The sequence below is a fragment of the Ruegeria sp. AB6 genome, assembly GCF_056542685.1.
Genome location: NZ_JBQGAD010000004.1, coordinates 157932 through 173475, shown reverse-complemented (window position 1 = coordinate 173475; position 15544 = coordinate 157932). Strand labels below are relative to the sequence as shown.

The 15544-nt window shown below is 57.0% G+C and carries 12 protein-coding genes and 1 pseudogene; 5 read left to right on the top strand and 8 right to left on the bottom strand.

Annotation, left to right across the window (positions count from 1 at the left end):
- Positions 1-46 precede the first annotated feature (46 nt).
- From ACR0DB_RS10760 to ACR0DB_RS10735, 6 genes and pseudogenes are all read right to left on the bottom strand, one after another.
- Positions 47-1771, bottom strand: a pseudogene (locus ACR0DB_RS10760) (di-heme-cytochrome C peroxidase); the annotation flags it as partial.
- A 263-nt stretch (positions 1772-2034) separates the two neighbouring features.
- A complete protein-coding gene (locus ACR0DB_RS10755; RefSeq protein WP_170783329.1) occupies positions 2035-3195 on the bottom strand; it encodes a helix-turn-helix transcriptional regulator in 1161 nt (386 codons plus the stop codon).
- A 257-nt stretch (positions 3196-3452) separates the two neighbouring features.
- A complete protein-coding gene (locus tag ACR0DB_RS10750; protein ID WP_480550747.1) occupies positions 3453-5180 on the bottom strand; it encodes a thiamine pyrophosphate-binding protein in 1728 nt (575 codons plus the stop codon).
- A complete protein-coding gene (locus ACR0DB_RS10745) occupies positions 5180-6307 on the bottom strand; it encodes an enolase C-terminal domain-like protein (protein ID WP_480550745.1) in 1128 nt (375 codons plus the stop codon). Before ACR0DB_RS10745 ends, ACR0DB_RS10750 begins: the two co-directional genes overlap by 1 nt.
- Positions 6304-7050, bottom strand: coding sequence for an aspartate/glutamate racemase family protein (locus ACR0DB_RS10740; RefSeq protein ID WP_170771989.1), 747 nt, complete (start codon positions 7048-7050; stop codon positions 6304-6306). The genes ACR0DB_RS10745 and ACR0DB_RS10740 overlap by 4 nt, the downstream gene beginning before the upstream one ends.
- Entirely contained in the window at positions 7050-7748 is a 699-nt protein-coding gene (locus ACR0DB_RS10735) for a GntR family transcriptional regulator (protein WP_331252410.1), read from the bottom strand. The genes ACR0DB_RS10740 and ACR0DB_RS10735 overlap by 1 nt, the downstream gene beginning before the upstream one ends.
- A 94-nt stretch (positions 7749-7842) precedes the next feature.
- Here ACR0DB_RS10735 and ACR0DB_RS10730 point away from each other — a divergent pair, with 94 nt between their 5' ends.
- Genes ACR0DB_RS10730 through ACR0DB_RS10710 form a run of 5 tightly spaced genes read left to right on the top strand, consistent with a single transcriptional unit; the run spans position 7843 to position 12935 of the window.
- Positions 7843-9084 (top strand): NAD(P)/FAD-dependent oxidoreductase, encoded by a 1242-nt coding sequence (locus ACR0DB_RS10730; RefSeq protein ID WP_480551054.1) that lies wholly within the window; start codon positions 7843-7845, stop codon positions 9082-9084.
- Between the two features lie 33 nt (positions 9085-9117).
- Positions 9118-10098 (top strand): TRAP transporter substrate-binding protein, encoded by a 981-nt coding sequence (locus ACR0DB_RS10725; protein WP_480550743.1) that lies wholly within the window; start codon positions 9118-9120, stop codon positions 10096-10098.
- Between the two features lie 58 nt (positions 10099-10156).
- Positions 10157-10693: a TRAP transporter small permease gene (locus tag ACR0DB_RS10720; RefSeq protein ID WP_170771993.1), complete on the top strand. Its 537-nt coding sequence runs from the start codon at positions 10157-10159 to the stop codon at positions 10691-10693.
- Between the two features lie 4 nt (positions 10694-10697).
- A complete protein-coding gene (locus tag ACR0DB_RS10715; protein ID WP_480550741.1) occupies positions 10698-12005 on the top strand; it encodes a TRAP transporter large permease in 1308 nt (435 codons plus the stop codon).
- A 3-nt stretch (positions 12006-12008) separates the two neighbouring features.
- The gene (locus tag ACR0DB_RS10710; RefSeq protein WP_480550739.1) at positions 12009-12935 is read left to right on the top strand and encodes a hypothetical protein; all 927 of its coding nucleotides are present in this window, start codon (positions 12009-12011) and stop codon (positions 12933-12935) included.
- A 40-nt stretch (positions 12936-12975) separates the two neighbouring features.
- Here ACR0DB_RS10710 and ACR0DB_RS10705 read toward each other — a convergent pair whose 3' ends face one another.
- Both ACR0DB_RS10705 and ACR0DB_RS10700 read right to left on the bottom strand, forming a co-directional pair.
- Positions 12976-14025 (bottom strand): metallophosphoesterase, encoded by a 1050-nt coding sequence (locus tag ACR0DB_RS10705; RefSeq protein ID WP_237217353.1) that lies wholly within the window; start codon positions 14023-14025, stop codon positions 12976-12978.
- A gap of 422 nt (positions 14026-14447) precedes the next feature.
- Positions 14448-15407 (bottom strand): nuclear transport factor 2 family protein, encoded by a 960-nt coding sequence (locus ACR0DB_RS10700; RefSeq protein WP_480551052.1) that lies wholly within the window; start codon positions 15405-15407, stop codon positions 14448-14450.
- Between the last annotated feature and the right edge of the window lie 137 nt (positions 15408-15544).

Below are 15544 nucleotides of genomic sequence, written 5' to 3'. Positions count from 1 at the left end.
CATCTCTCCCTTGATCTTGGCCAGGATCGTGGAGCTTCATGGGCACCTACAGCCCTTTGAGATATTCCACGATAGCCCAACGTTCGTCGTCGGTCAGATCAGAATTGTTGTAATCGTGACCGGCGTTTGAATTTCCCGGAATAATGTTTCCGGCGGAATCGCGCACGCGATACACCCAGGGTGCATTCTGCACATCACTGACATAGCCTACCTTAACGGGATCGAACTCGCGAGAGCCGACACCGAATTCTTCCGGGCGTACCGGTCCGGCTACGGTCACCTCTTCACCGACGTTGCGGGCCACGGCAGGCAAAAGCAAATCATAAAGTGTGGGAACCGATCCGTTGTGCAGATAGGGGGCAGTGGCCCAAATCCCGTTGAGAGGGCGCGCCTTGTAAGCCAGTAGCTGGTGATCAGTGTTCAGACATTCCTTTGCCTGGGCTAGTTTTTCCTCGTCCGCAACACCGGGCAAGATTGGACTGTCACCCGTGCCGCTGAAACCGACCCGCCCATCCTCTGGTTCAACTTGCGAAAATACCGCATCGGCCAGTTCACCCAGCTTGCCGACAATGGCCCCGCTGGCGGCATTGGTCAGCATCTTGTGGATCGCGTCCGTTTCTTCGATCCACTCGCCCTTCAGAGGAATGCTGCGTTGCCCGGCAGTGTTCCCTGCGTCGGTTGTGCGCAGATAGGTATTGCAAGCTAGGAAAACATCTGTCCCCGCCTCATCAAGGCCAAACATCTCGATCTGCGCGGACGATTCCAGATCTGTGGGATCGAGATGCGCATGACAACCCCTACAATTCGCCTCGAACAGGTCTTTGCCCCTTGCCGCCAGGGGCGCATCAATCTCACCAAGCACGTCCTGGGGCCAAACGGGGGATGTCATCTGCGACAAAAGGCGTTCCAATCCAACCATGTTGCGCACGCGCACGCTGCTGTCATAGCCGCGTATCGCCCAGCCGTCATCGGCCTCAATATGAGCAAACACGCCAATAACCTCGGAAACGTTCCTGACAAGTGCTGTCAGCTCGGTGTCACGTCCCCAAACCCGGATCGGCTCACTGGCTTCGGCAATTCCATTCCATTGCAACTTGGCTTGCTGATGTGTGTTCCAGATAAACGGATAGCTGGCCGGTGCATCGGCAGAGAACGCATTTGACGGCGTCTCTGCGCCGATGACCATCGACACTTTTGTCAGGATGTGACCCTGGGCATCCAAACGGCCGGGCCCGGCTGTGACATCGGAATGATTGATGTCGTGTAGCGCCGCCATCCAGTCGACTTGTTCCTGCAACTGAGTTGCCAGACCGGCTTTGGACTGGTCATTCACCGGGCCGTGCAGCACCAAGCGCGCGAATTCATGCATCCGATCTGGGTCGGCAATCGTCGCTTCAAGCGCGCTCTGCGTGCTGTTTACCAGATCGTCGAACCGCGCCAGCGTGGGCGCGCCTTCAACGCGTACGCGCTGCCCGTCAAAGGTGATCTCCGTCGTGTGACAGGCCGAACAGTTCATTCCAACCCAAGGTGCGCGCATTGTGCCAGCGCTACACATTGTTGGAAAACGGTCGCACATCAGGTCGGCATCTTCAGATGAGTCATGGTCCACGGCAAAGCCGACTGGCAATCCATACGGGTTGTCCTGCGAATACGGGTTGGGGAGGTACCCGAATGCGACAAGGCTTTCCGAGCTGTACAGTTCATCTTCGCCATTTGCCGACTTTAGCGCCAAGGCCCAGTCCAGCGGCAACAGGCGAGATCCCTGCGATGTCGTGTACCACCATTAGCGGCGCTCATCACTCCAGCCCTGATCAAGGCACATCGCATCCCCTTGTGAGCACGATGTTGCGATTTTCGGCAGAGTTGATTGTGACCAGGTCGGAGAAGCCAGAGAAGTAGCAACCGTTACACTCACAGCGGTTAGTATTGGTCCCTGAAAAAAATTAACTAGTGAAATAGACATGGTAATTGCTCCTCCAACCTAGTCCAATTCATTTGGCCGCTAATTTCTATCGGGCGCATCGCCCAAATGGGTTAACGGCTGGTCAAAAATTGCCCGCCAATACTGGAAACACGTCGTATAAGTTGTGTTCTGTTAGAACAACTCGTCTTAGACAGGAGCGTCTTAACCTGTGCATTGACGGTGTCAGTAGAACGGTCTCGGCGTTCAGCGATCTGGCGGTTTGTCATGCCCTCAGCCAGAAGCGTAACCAAAGCGCTTTCCGACGGGGTCAGCTTAAGTACTTTGTCGATCATCTCTTGGTTGAGTTCCAAGCCGCTGCTTGTATCGAGACTGCAAACCATGAATGTATTTTCAATAGGCTCGCCAAGAACACGATCCGACGCAAGCGGCACGATCTCAACCGCCAGAACAGGTCCGGTTTCATCTTCGGCAGCCAAGGCTTCTTTCCGGGGTCGGGCACCAAATCGGCCATGTTTTCCTGCGGAACGGGTCATGCGACGAAACCAGTCGCCGTGTTTTTCGGCCTGGGGTTCCAACCGGCCTTCGGGCGTCACGCGGAATAGTCGGACCTCTTCCAGCTGGCGCTGAAACTCCTGATTGTGGACCAGCACCGTTCCATTCGCGCGAACCAGACAAATCCCGATCCTCAACTGGTCGATTGCGTCAACCAGAACCTGAGACCTCAACCTTAATTGTCGAACGGGTCGGGCCAATTCGCAGGCCTTTGCCATATGGGGCAGAAGGGTTGATAAAATTGCTCTGTCCGATTGTCCCAATGGGCCGTGGCGGCGCGAAAACTGGACGGAAAACCGATCGCGCATCGGTTGGTCACGGCTGAGCAACGCGCCGCCGCGATGCATGATACCGAATTCGGCCATTGCCTGAGCATTGGGACGGCGGGCGACGGCCTCGGGCGTTTCGGCCAATACTTCCTCTCCAATGACGTCTATATGGTCACCCATCGAGGAATGACGAGCAAAAAGCCGTTGGTCTTCAATTTCCCATTTGGCGAATGCCTCGGCATAGCCCGCGACTGCCGCCGGATCATATCGCGACGACATGAAAGGGGCGACAAGCTGTTGTTTCCCATAAGCATCTTCGACGAGGTCGAACATGATGCAGCCGCGTGCGTCCACCGCCTCAGCCACCCGGTCCAACACGTCCTGCCAGCCCTCGGGGGCGACAACGGTGTCGTAGATGGCTTGTATCAGGTCACTCTGTAAGGATGTCATGCCAGAAAACCTAACTCATAGAACAGTTTTGTCGCAACAATGCACCAGTGGCCAGAATGGCCTTAATCTTCACTTAGATCAGAAACTTGGCCTCTTTGTGTCCGGCGCTGTGCAATGACGCATGGGCTACCTTCCGACATGCAGCTTGTGGGCCTGTCGTGGAATTGACAGCACCTTCTCGAGGATGATCTGCTGGCCGCCCCTCTGGAAGGCTGGGGCGATTCACAAGGAGCAGTTTTTGTAGCTGTCCCGGGCCATCAATAGAAATGAGGCAGATTTTTCGTTCGGGCCACGCGGACCCAATTCGGGACAAAAGGGATGATCTTGTCCTGCGTTGGGACCATGATCTCGATAAAATTCGCGCCATGGTTTGATATCGCCTGTGTCAGGATCGGCTCTATTTCGTCTTCGGATGTGATGCGGGCAGTCTTAAAGCCGAAGCCTTCAGCCACTTTCAGATAGTCCACGGCGCCGAAATCGGTTGTCCAGGGCGCGTCGACGTCATCCAGCAAGATGGCCTCGCCCCGGATCCAACCGAAACTGTCGTTTCGATTCAGGATAATGGTCACGTTCTTGCCCGACCGCTTTACGGTTTCCATGTCTCCCAGTACAAACCCGATCGACCCATCCCCCGTCAGCGATATGATCGGCCCTTCGGTGGCGTAAGACGCGCCAAGTCCCGCAGGAATGGCATAGCCCAACGCGCCCATCGAATAATTGGTGATATAGCGACGGCCGGCCTCACGGAAGGTCAGAAGGGCAGAAGGGTAAATAGCGCTGACGCCGGGTTCGGAGGTGACGATTGCGTCGGCAGGCATGATCCGGTCCAACACTTGCGACAGCTTCACGGGCGATATCGTTCCCTCTGGCATCGGGATATTCGCGTTGAACACCTTGTCTAGCGCAGTGCGCTTTGTCTGGGTCAGATCAATACGGGGTCGGGTCAAACCGGGATGCTCGGATTTCAGGATTTCCAGCATATAGGCCAGGCTGGCACGGGCATCACCAGCAAGGCCGATCTTGACTGGGAAATTGTTGCCGATATGGGCCTCGGCGATGTCGAGATGCACAAAGGTTTTGTTCTGTGGGTCGCCATATAGTTTCCAATGATCGGTCGCGGCGCTGTCGGTGTTGGACCCGATGAAAAAGATCAGATCGGCGTCGTGCACATATTGGTTGGAATACTCCATACCACCACGCGCACCGACGACGCGTAAGGCCAGGGGATGATTTTCGGGAATAGTGCCCTTGCCGGGCGTGGTCGTGCCGACCGGAATTTGCAGAAGCTCGGCCAGTTCCAAAATGACGTCGCCCGCCTTTGAGATCAGCCCACCCTGACCGCAGACAATCGCGGGCTGCTTGGCCGAAAGCAACGCGTCGATGGCGCCCCGCAACTTGCCGTGATCGGCTACGGGCCGGTGCGCCGGATAGGCTGCGTATTCCGGTTCGGCATAAAGGTCGTTCAGGTCGGCCTCTTCACCGAAGATGTTGATCGGGATGCGGATATGAACAGGGGCAGGGCGGCCCGAGGTTGCGACGCGAAACGCTCGGCGCAGCAGAAACGGAATTTCTCGGACGTTCGTGACCGTGAAGGATTCCTTGCAGATGCTATCGTACAGTGCTGTTTGATCGACCCCGGTCAGCCCGTGCCTTTTGTCCTGATTGATCGGGATATCGGACGAGAAGAAAATCACCGGCACCGAGCTGAGAAACGCTTCGGTGATGCCGGGGCTGCAATGGGTGACGCCGGGGCTTGGTGCTTCGAGCACGGCGGGTTTGCCGGTGATCTTGGCATAGGCTTCGGCCGCGTATGAGGCTGTGCGTTCGTCGCGGGTGAGGACGAATTCAATGTCTGAATTGGCGCGCCATTCCTTGTACCAACCAATGGTTGTCTCGCCGGGCAAGCCGAACACATGGGTCACATCGTGCAGCTCAAGCATCCGCAACAAAGCCTGTGCGCCGTTCATTCGTATTAATTCGGCCATCATGTGTCCTTCAAAAGCTGGGTGCGATACCGCCCCAACATGTCGGGATCCGGGGCGATGCCCAGCCCCGGCGTTTTGGGAACCTGCACATGACCGTTCCGGACGGGGAAGGGCGACTGCGCAATGTCGGCCTGGGCATAGTAGGTGGACATGTAGAACTCACACCCCAGCGTCAGGTCGGGGATGGCCGCCATAAGATGGGTGCCTGCCATGTGCGCGATCGAGGTTTCGAACATGCAGCCTCCGTAGACATCAATCCCCGCCGCGCGGGCGATCGCGGCGATCTCGATACAGCGCCGGATGCCGCCTGATTTGGCGGTCTTTAAAGAAAAGATGTTTGCAATGCGATCACCGGCGCCCTGAAGCGCCTGATGCACGTTGAACACGGCCTCGTCCGCCATGATGGGGACATCGACGGCGCGTGTGATCTGGGCCAACGCTTCGCGTTCATGCATCCGGACCGGCTGTTCGACGAAATCCGGTCGGAAAGCTTCAAGGTCGCGAATATGGCGGATGGCGTCATAGGCCAGAAGCCCCTGATTATAGTCGATCCGCAGGCGTATTGCCTCGCCATATGTTTTACGCAGGTGTTCCAGCCGCATGAGGTCGAAGGCATGATCGGCGAACCCGGTCTTGAGTTTGAACAGGCGCACCCCATCGCCCCACAAACGCGCAATATCTTCGAGGTCGGCCCCGAAATCGGGATTCGCAACCGAAAAGCTCAACGGCATTTCGCCGCGATGCCTGCCGCCGACCAATTCGGCAATGGGCAACCCGGTGATCTGACCGGTCAGGTCCAGTAGCGCCGACTCAAGAGCGGCTTTGGCTTCGGGATGACCAACCAGCACGCGATCCGCCTGCGTCATGATCGGCTCTACTTGGCATGGATCCTGACCAACGGCGTGCGGTCGCAGATGCACATGCAGCGCGGCGGCGGCGGCCTCTAGCGTGCCGGTAAAGACGGGCCAGGGTGAAGCCTCACCCCATCCGGTCAGGCCGCTATCTGTGGTTAATTCGCACAGGGCTGCGTTTATACCACCCACATCGCCCGAACCGTGTGAGTGGACGGCCTGCGCCGGGATGTGAACGCAATGGACACGCAGGTCGATGATGCGATGGTCGCTCATGGCTGGTCCTGCGGGATATCGTCAAGATGCGGTGGGAACCGCCGTGGCAGCAAGCCAGACTGGAACCAAAGCAGGTAGGTGTAGATGGAAAAAACGGGACGCCCCGTCGCCCGGCGGATATCGGCGGCGTAGGGGACCATATTGGTGCATTCAAGAAGGATCGCGCCGATATTGGGGTGGTCCGAGACCAGCTTTTGGGCTGCGCGAACATTGTCCATGCGCGCCTGTTCAAAGTCGATCTCTGCAGCATCGCCCAACACGTGCGTGGTGAAATGAGACCCGGCACCCGTGCCGGCGACGGGAGTTCCCTCGGGTATGCCGGCGGCATCAAGATGGGCGGTGGTCAACGTTTCGGACGAGATCGTCAGGATACCCAGCTCCTGATCGGCGGGCAGGGATTGACGGATCAGCGGGGCCTGAAGCAGCGAGGATGATGCAACAGGCACCCCAAGCGCGCGCGAAAGTTCGGTTTGGAACGGGACGAGGAAGCCACAATTTGTGGCAATGCCATCGCAGCCCATGGCCACCAGTTCTTGTCCGGCCTCTATGAATGCACCCAGCAGCGGGGTTGCATCGCCGCGGACCACATTGTCTGGCGTGGCCGCTGAGACAATCTTGTATTGCACCGGGAAGGGCCAGGTGCCGGCGTTGCCGATATCGCCCGGAATGCGGGGAAATCGGGTGTTTAGCATCAGGATGCCGACCGATGCTCCGTATATGGTTTTACCGCCAAATGTTGTCATCAGGGTGTATCCTGCGGGGCATAAAGATCTGCGAAGGCAAGGCGCACAGCGGCTGACGCATGCTGCGCACGGTTTTCGATATGTTGGCGCATCGCTTTCGCTGCGCCCTCTGCGTCCCCATTCCGGACCAGATCCAGTATGATGCGATGCCTTTCGGTTGTGGTCCGCCCAGCGGCCTGCAAGCTGCGCAGGTCTGCCGCGCGCACAAATCGGATCTTGTCATAAATCGTTGTCAGCAGCCGCGTCAGTTCGGGATTATCCGCCAATCGCGCAAGGCTCATATGAAACGCCTCGTCCAGCTCCAACAACCGCAAGGGATCCGAGCACGTGGCATATTCGTCTGCTGTACTGTCCAGCGAGGCGTTGATGTCGTCTAGGGCGTCGGACTCGGCGCGTAGTGCTGCTTGGCGTGCTGTTTCACACTCTATGGCCATGCGCGCCTGGTACAGATGGGTAATCCGCTCATCGGTCAGGGCCCGGCAGAAAAATCCACGCCCGGCATGAAAATCGACGAACCCTTCGGCCACCAGCCTGTTCAAAGCCTCGCGCAAGGGGGTGCGGCTGGCTCCAAGGTCGCGGGACAGTGCGGATTCGTTGATCCGCTCGCCCGGTTTGAACGCAAAAGAGGCGGCCATGGATCGCAGCTGCGCATAAACTGTGCTGACTGTGTCTTCGGTATTGGAAACTGCGAGTGTCACAACCGTTTTCCCTGAGATTTGCAGCTAAAATACGCAAGGCTTGCTTTGAAGGCAATACTGTGCATTGATCTGTATACAGAAAGAGGGCGAGACCATTCCAAAACGGATCATCATAGCAGGTGCGGGAATTGTCGGCGTATCGACAGGTATCTGGCTACGCCGCTTTTCTGATGCAGACGTGACGATCATAGATCGGCTTCCGCCGGGCGAAGGCACGTCTCATGGCAATGCAGGCGTGATCGCCGCCTGTTCGGTTGCGCCGGTGACGGCACCGGGATTGGTGCGAAAAGCGCCTAAGATGCTGATGAACCCGGACTTTCCGCTGTTTATGCGCTGGGGATACTTTCCGAAATTGCTGCCATGGCTGATCAAGTATCTGGGTACCGCAAATGACAGCGACACCCGCCGCATATCCAGCGGGTTGACCACAATCGTCGCCGACAGTGTCGAGCAGCACAAGTCTCTGGTCGCGGGTACAACCGCCTCGGATTGGGTGCAGGAGAGTGATTATTCCTTTGCCTATGCCGACCGGGCGGCCTTCGAGGCGGACAGCTACACTTGGGGTCTGCGCCGGGATGCGGGATTTGAACCGATCATTCGCGAAGGAAATGCGCTGCGAGATTTTGAGCCAAACCTTGCGCCCTCGGTCGGTTTGTTGGCAACGATGGCCGATCATGGCTATGTCCGGGACCCCGGTGGATATGTAAAAGCTCTGGCAGACGTGTTCCAAGCTGCCGGCGGCGCCATTCAGCAGGCCGAGATCAAGGATGTCGAGATGACGGACGATAAGGTGTCCGCTGTTTTGACATCGGCAGGACCGCATCCTTGCGATCAGCTAATATTAGCGACAGGTGTTTGGTCGAAGCTATTGATGCAGAAGCTGGGTTTGGACATTCCACTTGAGACCGAGCGTGGCTATCACATCATATTCGAAGACGCCGAAAGTGGCCCGTCCCATCCCATCATGGTGGCCAGCGGGAAATTTGTGGCAACGCCAATGGCTGCGGGCTTGCGCTGCGCCGGAGTGGTCGAGTTCGGCGGATTGAACGCAGGCCCCAATGACGCAGCCCTGAACCTGCTGCGTCGTAAGGCCAAGGCGGCCTTTCCAAACCTGACATACAAGGCAGAGGTGCCCTGGCTTGGACACCGTCCGGCCCCCTCGGACAGCTTGCCTCTGATTGGAGAGGTACGGGAGACCGGCGTGTTCACCGCTTTTGGCCATCACCACATTGGATTGACCGGTGCCCCGAAAACGGGAAGGATCGTCGCAGGTCTTGTCGCGGGCCAACCTGTCAACACCGACATCGGTGCATTTGATCCCATGCGTTTTGCATGAAGCCGCGAAGTTTTGACCATCAGGGAGACTAAAATGACAAAAATTAAAACAACTTGTGCAACCATTGCCACGGCGACCGTGTTGGCGCTGCCCGCTGCCGCGCAGGAAAAGTGGGATCTGCCCATGGCGTATTCGGGTTCGAACTTTCATTCGGTTACCGGTGCGGAATTTGCCAAATGTGTGACCACCGGCACCGGTGGTGAGATCGAGATTACCACCCACCCTTCCGGGTCGCTTTATGCCGGGGCCGATATCAAGCGCGCGGTTCAAACCGGCCAGGTGCCGATTGGTGAGCGTCTGCTGTCCGGACATCAGAATGAAAGCGCCATCTTCGGTTGGGATTCTGTTCCTTTCCTCGTGTCCTCGTTTGACGAGCATGAGAAGCTGTACGAAGTGGCGCTGCCGCATGTGCAGGATCTGCTGGCCGAGCAGAACATGACGATGCTCTATTCTGTACCGTGGCCGCCGCAGGGGCTGTATTTTAACAAGGAAGTGAATTCCATCGCTGATATGGAAGGGTTGAAGTTCCGTTCGTACAACAATGCAACAGCCCGCATGGCCGAGTTGACCAAGATGCTGCCCGTGTCCATCGAAGCGGCTGAGATCAGTCAAGCCTTCGCGACAGGCGTGGCCGAGTCGATGGTGTCGTCTGGGGCTACGGGTTATGACCGGAAGGTTTGGGAAAGCCTCAGCCATTTCTATTCCGTCGACGCGTGGTTGCCGCGCAACTACATGCTGATCAATAACGACGTTTGGAACGGCGTTTCTGATCAGAACAAGAACGTGATCAAGGCCTGTGCCGAGTTGGCCGAATACGCGGGGACATGGCGCGCCAAGGAATATACCGGCTTCACCCTGGCAGGTCTGGCCGAAGGCGGCATGACGGTTGCTCCGGCGGGTGACCAGTTGATGTCCGATCTGCGGGGCGTGGGTGAAACCATGGCCGCCGAATGGCTGGAAGCGGCGGGAGATACCGGTGCGGCCATTCTGGACGCTTATAACGCAGCGCAATAAGTACCTTCGCCCGGACCTCTGCACTGGTCCGGGCCTTTTCTGCCCCGGAGACCGACCTATGACGGGTGCCTTGCGCGGCCTGCGCCGCTTTCTCGATTTTCTCTATTTTGCGGCCGGTGTGCTGGCTGCGCTATGCCTGATTGCGATCCTGTTGCTGATCGTTGCGCAGATGGTGGCGCGCTGGACGGGTGAAATCTTTCCCGGTGCGGCGAATTACGCGGGCTATGCGATGGCAGCGGCCAGCTTTTTTGCCTTTGCCAATGCGTTGAACCGGGGCGCGCATATCCGGGTTTCGATCCTGTTGAACGCTGTCCCGCAGGCGTTTCGTCGGGTGCTAGAAATCTGGTGCTTCACCATTGCGGCAGCGGTGATGTGGTACTTTGTGTATTACGCCTATTGGTTCACGTACTGGTCTTGGAAATTCAACGAAGTCAGCCAGGCACAGGATGCGACGCCATTATGGATTCCGCAATCTGTCATGGTCGTCGGGGGCGGCATTCTCGCCATCTCGCTGACCGATCACCTCGTACACGTCATTTTCCGGGGCGATCACCGGATTCAGCGTGATCTCGTCGATCAGAGTTTCGGAGAGTAGGGCGATGGAAGAAATCTATGCAATCTCTCTGTTCCTGTTCGTCCTGTTTCTTCTTCTGGGCACAGGCGTCTGGGTTGGCCTGGCGCTGATGGGTGTGGCCTGGGTCGGGATGGAGCTGTTCACGACCCGCCCGGTAGGCGACACGATGATCACCACAATCTGGGCATCATCCTCAAGTTGGACCCTGACAGCGCTGCCGCTGTTTATCTGGATGGGAGAGATCCTGTTCCGAACGCGACTGTCCGAAGACATGTTCCGCGGTTTGTCGCCCTGGATGGCGCGGCTGCCCGGAGGATTGGTGCATACCAATATTGTGGGGTGTACGGTCTTTGCGGCTGTGTCAGGGTCCTCTGCCGCGACGCTGACCACGGTTGGTAAGATGTCCATCCCGGAACTGCGGGCGCGCAACTACCCCGAGCGGATCGTAATTGGGACATTGGCGGGTGCTGCGACGCTGGGTCTGATGATCCCTCCGTCGCTGGCTTTGATCGTCTATGGCGTCACCGTGAATGAAAGCATCACGCAACTGTTCTTTGCCGGGGTGTTTCCGGGTCTGTGTCTGGCGCTGATGTTCATGGGATATGTGGCGCTGTATTCGTGGTTCTCGGGTGCCTGGAACCCGAAACAGGAAACGTTCATGAGTTTTGGTGAAAAGCTAAAAAACTCTCGTTTTCTGATCCCGGTCATGTGTCTGATCTTTGTTGTGATCGGGTCGATGTATGCGGGCTACGCCACCGCGACCGAAGCTGCAGCCATCGGAGTCATAGGGTCCTTGGTTCTTGCGGCCAGTCAGAGGTCGCTGAATTGGAACACCTTTACGGAAAGCTTGATGGGGGCGACCCGGACCTCGGCTATGATCGCGCTGATCCTTGCGGGCGCTGCGTTTCTGAAACTGGCCATGGGCTTCACCGGCCTGCCGCGCGCCTTGGCGGACGGCATCGCCGCGATGGAACTGTCGCGCTTTGAGTTGCTGATGATCCTGATGGTGTTTTACATCGTGCTGGGCATGTTTCTGGACGGAATATCCTCGGTTGTTCTGACCATGGCGGTGGTCGAACCGATGGTGCGCGAGGCGGGGATCGACCTGATCTGGTTCGGTATCTTCGTCGTCGTCGTGGTCGAGATGGCGCAGATCACGCCGCCGATCGGCTTCAACCTGTTTGTTTTGCAGGGCATGACAGAGCATGAGATGGGCTATATCACCCGTGCCGCGTTTCCGATGTTCATAATCATGGTGCTGATGTGCTTTGTTCTGATCTGGTTCCCGGATGTTGCCATGTGGTTGCCTGAAACCATGCGACAGGCGCCCTGACAGGTGGTTTCAGCGCTTGGCTGGCTGGGGCAGCAAGGCCGCTACTGCCTGATTGCCGGGCTAATTGCAGGATTGCTGGCCCCAGGCCTTGCCGAGTTTTTGCGTCCGTGGATCGGGGTTCTGGTGGTTTTGCTGCTGCTGGTCACCGGCATTCGTGTAGGCGCAAAACAGGCGTTGGGTGTCCAAAGTGATTTGACTGCGACAGTGCTGCGCATCGTGGCTCTGCAAGCGGTGTTGCCGCTGATTGTGATTGTTACCTTGGCGGCGTTGGATCTATCGCACTTCCCTTTGGCGATGGCGGTTTCCTTGATGCTGGCTGCGCCTTCACTGACAGGTGCTCCGAATTTCGCGATCATGATGGGTCAGGACCCGGCACCGGGAATGCGGATTTTGGTCATCGGAACGGCGTTGTTTCCGATCACGGCCCTTCCAGTGTTCCTTATCCTCGATCCCGCGGGTGGAGGGGTTTTGAGTGGGATCAGCTTGTCCCTTGGCCTTCTTGCAGCGATCCTTGTTTCGGTCGGGATCGGATTTGCCATTCGTCATCTGTTGCCCGTTATGGGGCAGCCAAGGGAACAGGGTGCCTTGGACGGGTGTTCCGCCCTATTGCTGGGCGTCGTCGTGGTCGGGTTGATGAGCGCGATAGGCCCGCTTTTGCAAACCGAACCTCTGGCTCTGCTTCTTTGGCTCATGGCAGCGCTTGCCATCAATTTCGTCCTCGTGAGCGGGGCATTGTTGGTTTCAAACTGGGCACGGTTGGACATGTCCATTCCAACGGCGATCTACGCGGGCAATCGCAATATTGCCCTGTTCCTGATCGTTTTGCCGGAAGAGGCAGCGGCCCCATTGTTGATTTTTGTGGGGTGTTACCAAATCCCGATGTATCTGACGCCTATCCTGCTGGCACGTTTTCGTGGGCTGATTCAGTAACTCCTGTGGGTTTCCAACAAGGCCATAGAGTGACTGCCTGTTAAATGCAGGTGAGCCTGCTTTCGGCCAACTGGCACCGAATTTGAACCTGCCCGGTGTCCCCAATGGCCTCCATCAGCCATGTATTGTCAGTGCCCTTGGTCAACATCAAGAAACCGAATTCGCCATTGTTGACCACAAGGTCTGCCAAGTGTCCGGCGATTTCGATATCCCTTGCAACGCCTGTGGGCATTGGATCAAGCTGCGTGCCACTGTTGCCGACGATGCTTTGAACCGGACCGTCCGACAGGTCGATGGCTTGAAACGCATGAATATGACCCGACAGGATGAGGGTGACGGCCTGGGGCATGGCACCGCCAAAGGCTGCGCGCTGGGTGTCATCCCCGTTAATCAGCTCCCCAAATGCGCGCATGTTCGCCCAAAGCGGGCGATGTGTCAGAAGCCAGCCTTCGCCATTGGTTCTTGCGAAGAGATCGCGCGCCATTTGCGAATATTCCGGTAGCAAGTCGGGGCTGCTATGAGGCGCGGGACCGGCGGAGGAATCAAATACGATCAGATCCAACCCATCGACAGATGTGATCCATGGCTGGGAAACTGCTGGGCAATCTGACGGCACCGGGCCGTCTGCGAAATACCGAAACCACCCTTTGTCTCCACGTCCGCAATTTTCGTGATTTCCCCTGAGAAAAAGAAACGGCGCGGCCTGGAACAGCTGTTCCGCCGGGGTTAGCCAGTCGGCAGACCAGGCCTGAAACGTGTCTCCGAATGGTGAGCCGCCGCATTTTTCCGCGTCCGGGCATTCCGAAGACCGGTACAGATAATCGCCGACATGAATGATCAAATCCGGCGATCTGGACGCGACTTCCTCTGCAATTTTCGTCAGGGGCCAGGCACTCGGATCATTGCAGGCCTGGGCCCTGTTTCCGCGAATGCGGCAGCCGGTATCACCAATGACAGCGATACGTTCTACGGTCGGGCTGAGCGTTGGAAGCACCTTTGTGTCCACAGATACCTGACCAAGGGTTTCCTGAGCCCGATGCTCGCAAACGTGGCCCGGGAACTGGGCCGATGGTGTTGCCCTTTTCTGCATGGCGACAGAACGGCCTTCGACTTGTAGCAAAGGACATTTTGGCGACGCCGAGATAGCACGGACAACTATTTCGCGATCCGGTCCAAGTTGCACCCAATGAGACAGAGTTTCCCCAGAAGCAGCTGAGATCGCGCAAAACAGCCAACTCGACGCCATTAAGACGAGTGATACCACCCTGACCGACACACGGATACCCCGACCAAATAATGCGGCAACAGTACGATAGGGGATTGAAAAGTCTAGTGGGGATGGCTCATTTGGTTGGCGGTCTTGCCCGCAGCTTCAAAGCATTATCGAATGCATCCAGCGGGCAATGCAGACCGATGTTTTGTTGGCAAACCCGTACACGCCTTGTGCGCGACTTCCAGAAATGCTTGTTTTCTACACCGTTTCAATGGAGTTGAGGTGGCGCAAGTCCACATTCATCCTCCGGTTTGTTTGATCCCCGTTGTCCGAGTAAGAACGTCCACCCCTTGCTGTTTCCAAAAATGCAGCAAATCAATGAACACCCAGTTTTCGGCCAGTTTATCATCGGCGCGCCGATAAATGTCGATCACCCTAAACTCGCCCGGCTTGCCAGTGGATGGCATGCCCATGAACCCTCCTGACGGTATTGCAGTGAAGTTTGGCCAGCCAAAGAAGCCGCCGTAGTTTCCTTCGGCCAGCCGACAGACATGTTCTGTCTTTGAGCGTTCTGTGAAACCTGCACGAAAGGGCCCGGAATGTTGTTTGGCATAACGGTCTATTGTGTAGGTCGCGCCAATACCCTCGGGCCCCCACCAGATCATGTCCTGGTGCCAGGTTCGGGCCAATTCCTCTTGCAATGTCATTCCGCTGTTCCACTGCCCGAGATCCGAGATCATAGCATTGATGAGCGCCAGAGTCTTATTGCCTTCTTCAATGGGTTGCTCGTTCCACAGCAGGCCGTCATGGGTCAACGGCCCGGGTTGGACCAAATGCGCCGCTGTTTGCGGGGGAAACGGATTTTGCCCGGCCTGCACCATCAAATGCGGAATGTCGAAATACATCGCTGTTTCGACAATCCGGTCGCCTGAGACTTTGTAGAATGCGCAATACCGCAGGAACGCCATCTTGCCGGTCGCGCGGATACCCAGCCACGGTTTGTCGAACAACCCCATCAAATGTCCCATGGAAACGACCCATACGTCGTCTGGGTCATGTAGTGAGTTGTGCCCCGCGAACAGGATATCGACACGGTTCTGCATGTGGGCGAGGCTGGACCTCAAAGGTTGCCAAAACTGCCGGGCAACCTGGTCAGCACCGCTGATTTCGTTGAAGGGATGAAAACCACGCCACTTCAAATCCGTCGTACTGAATTGGCTCATCACCTTTGGGATGTCATGCTCTGTTGCGGTATCCATGGCCGTTTGAAACGCATAGACAAGTTTTTTTTGGGTCTGAAAACTCACGATTTTTCCATTTATTGTCAAAGTGTTGCGAGGCGCGCGAATCTTTTGATCGGGCGTTTTTTCCAATATTCTTGCATACGTATGCAAAA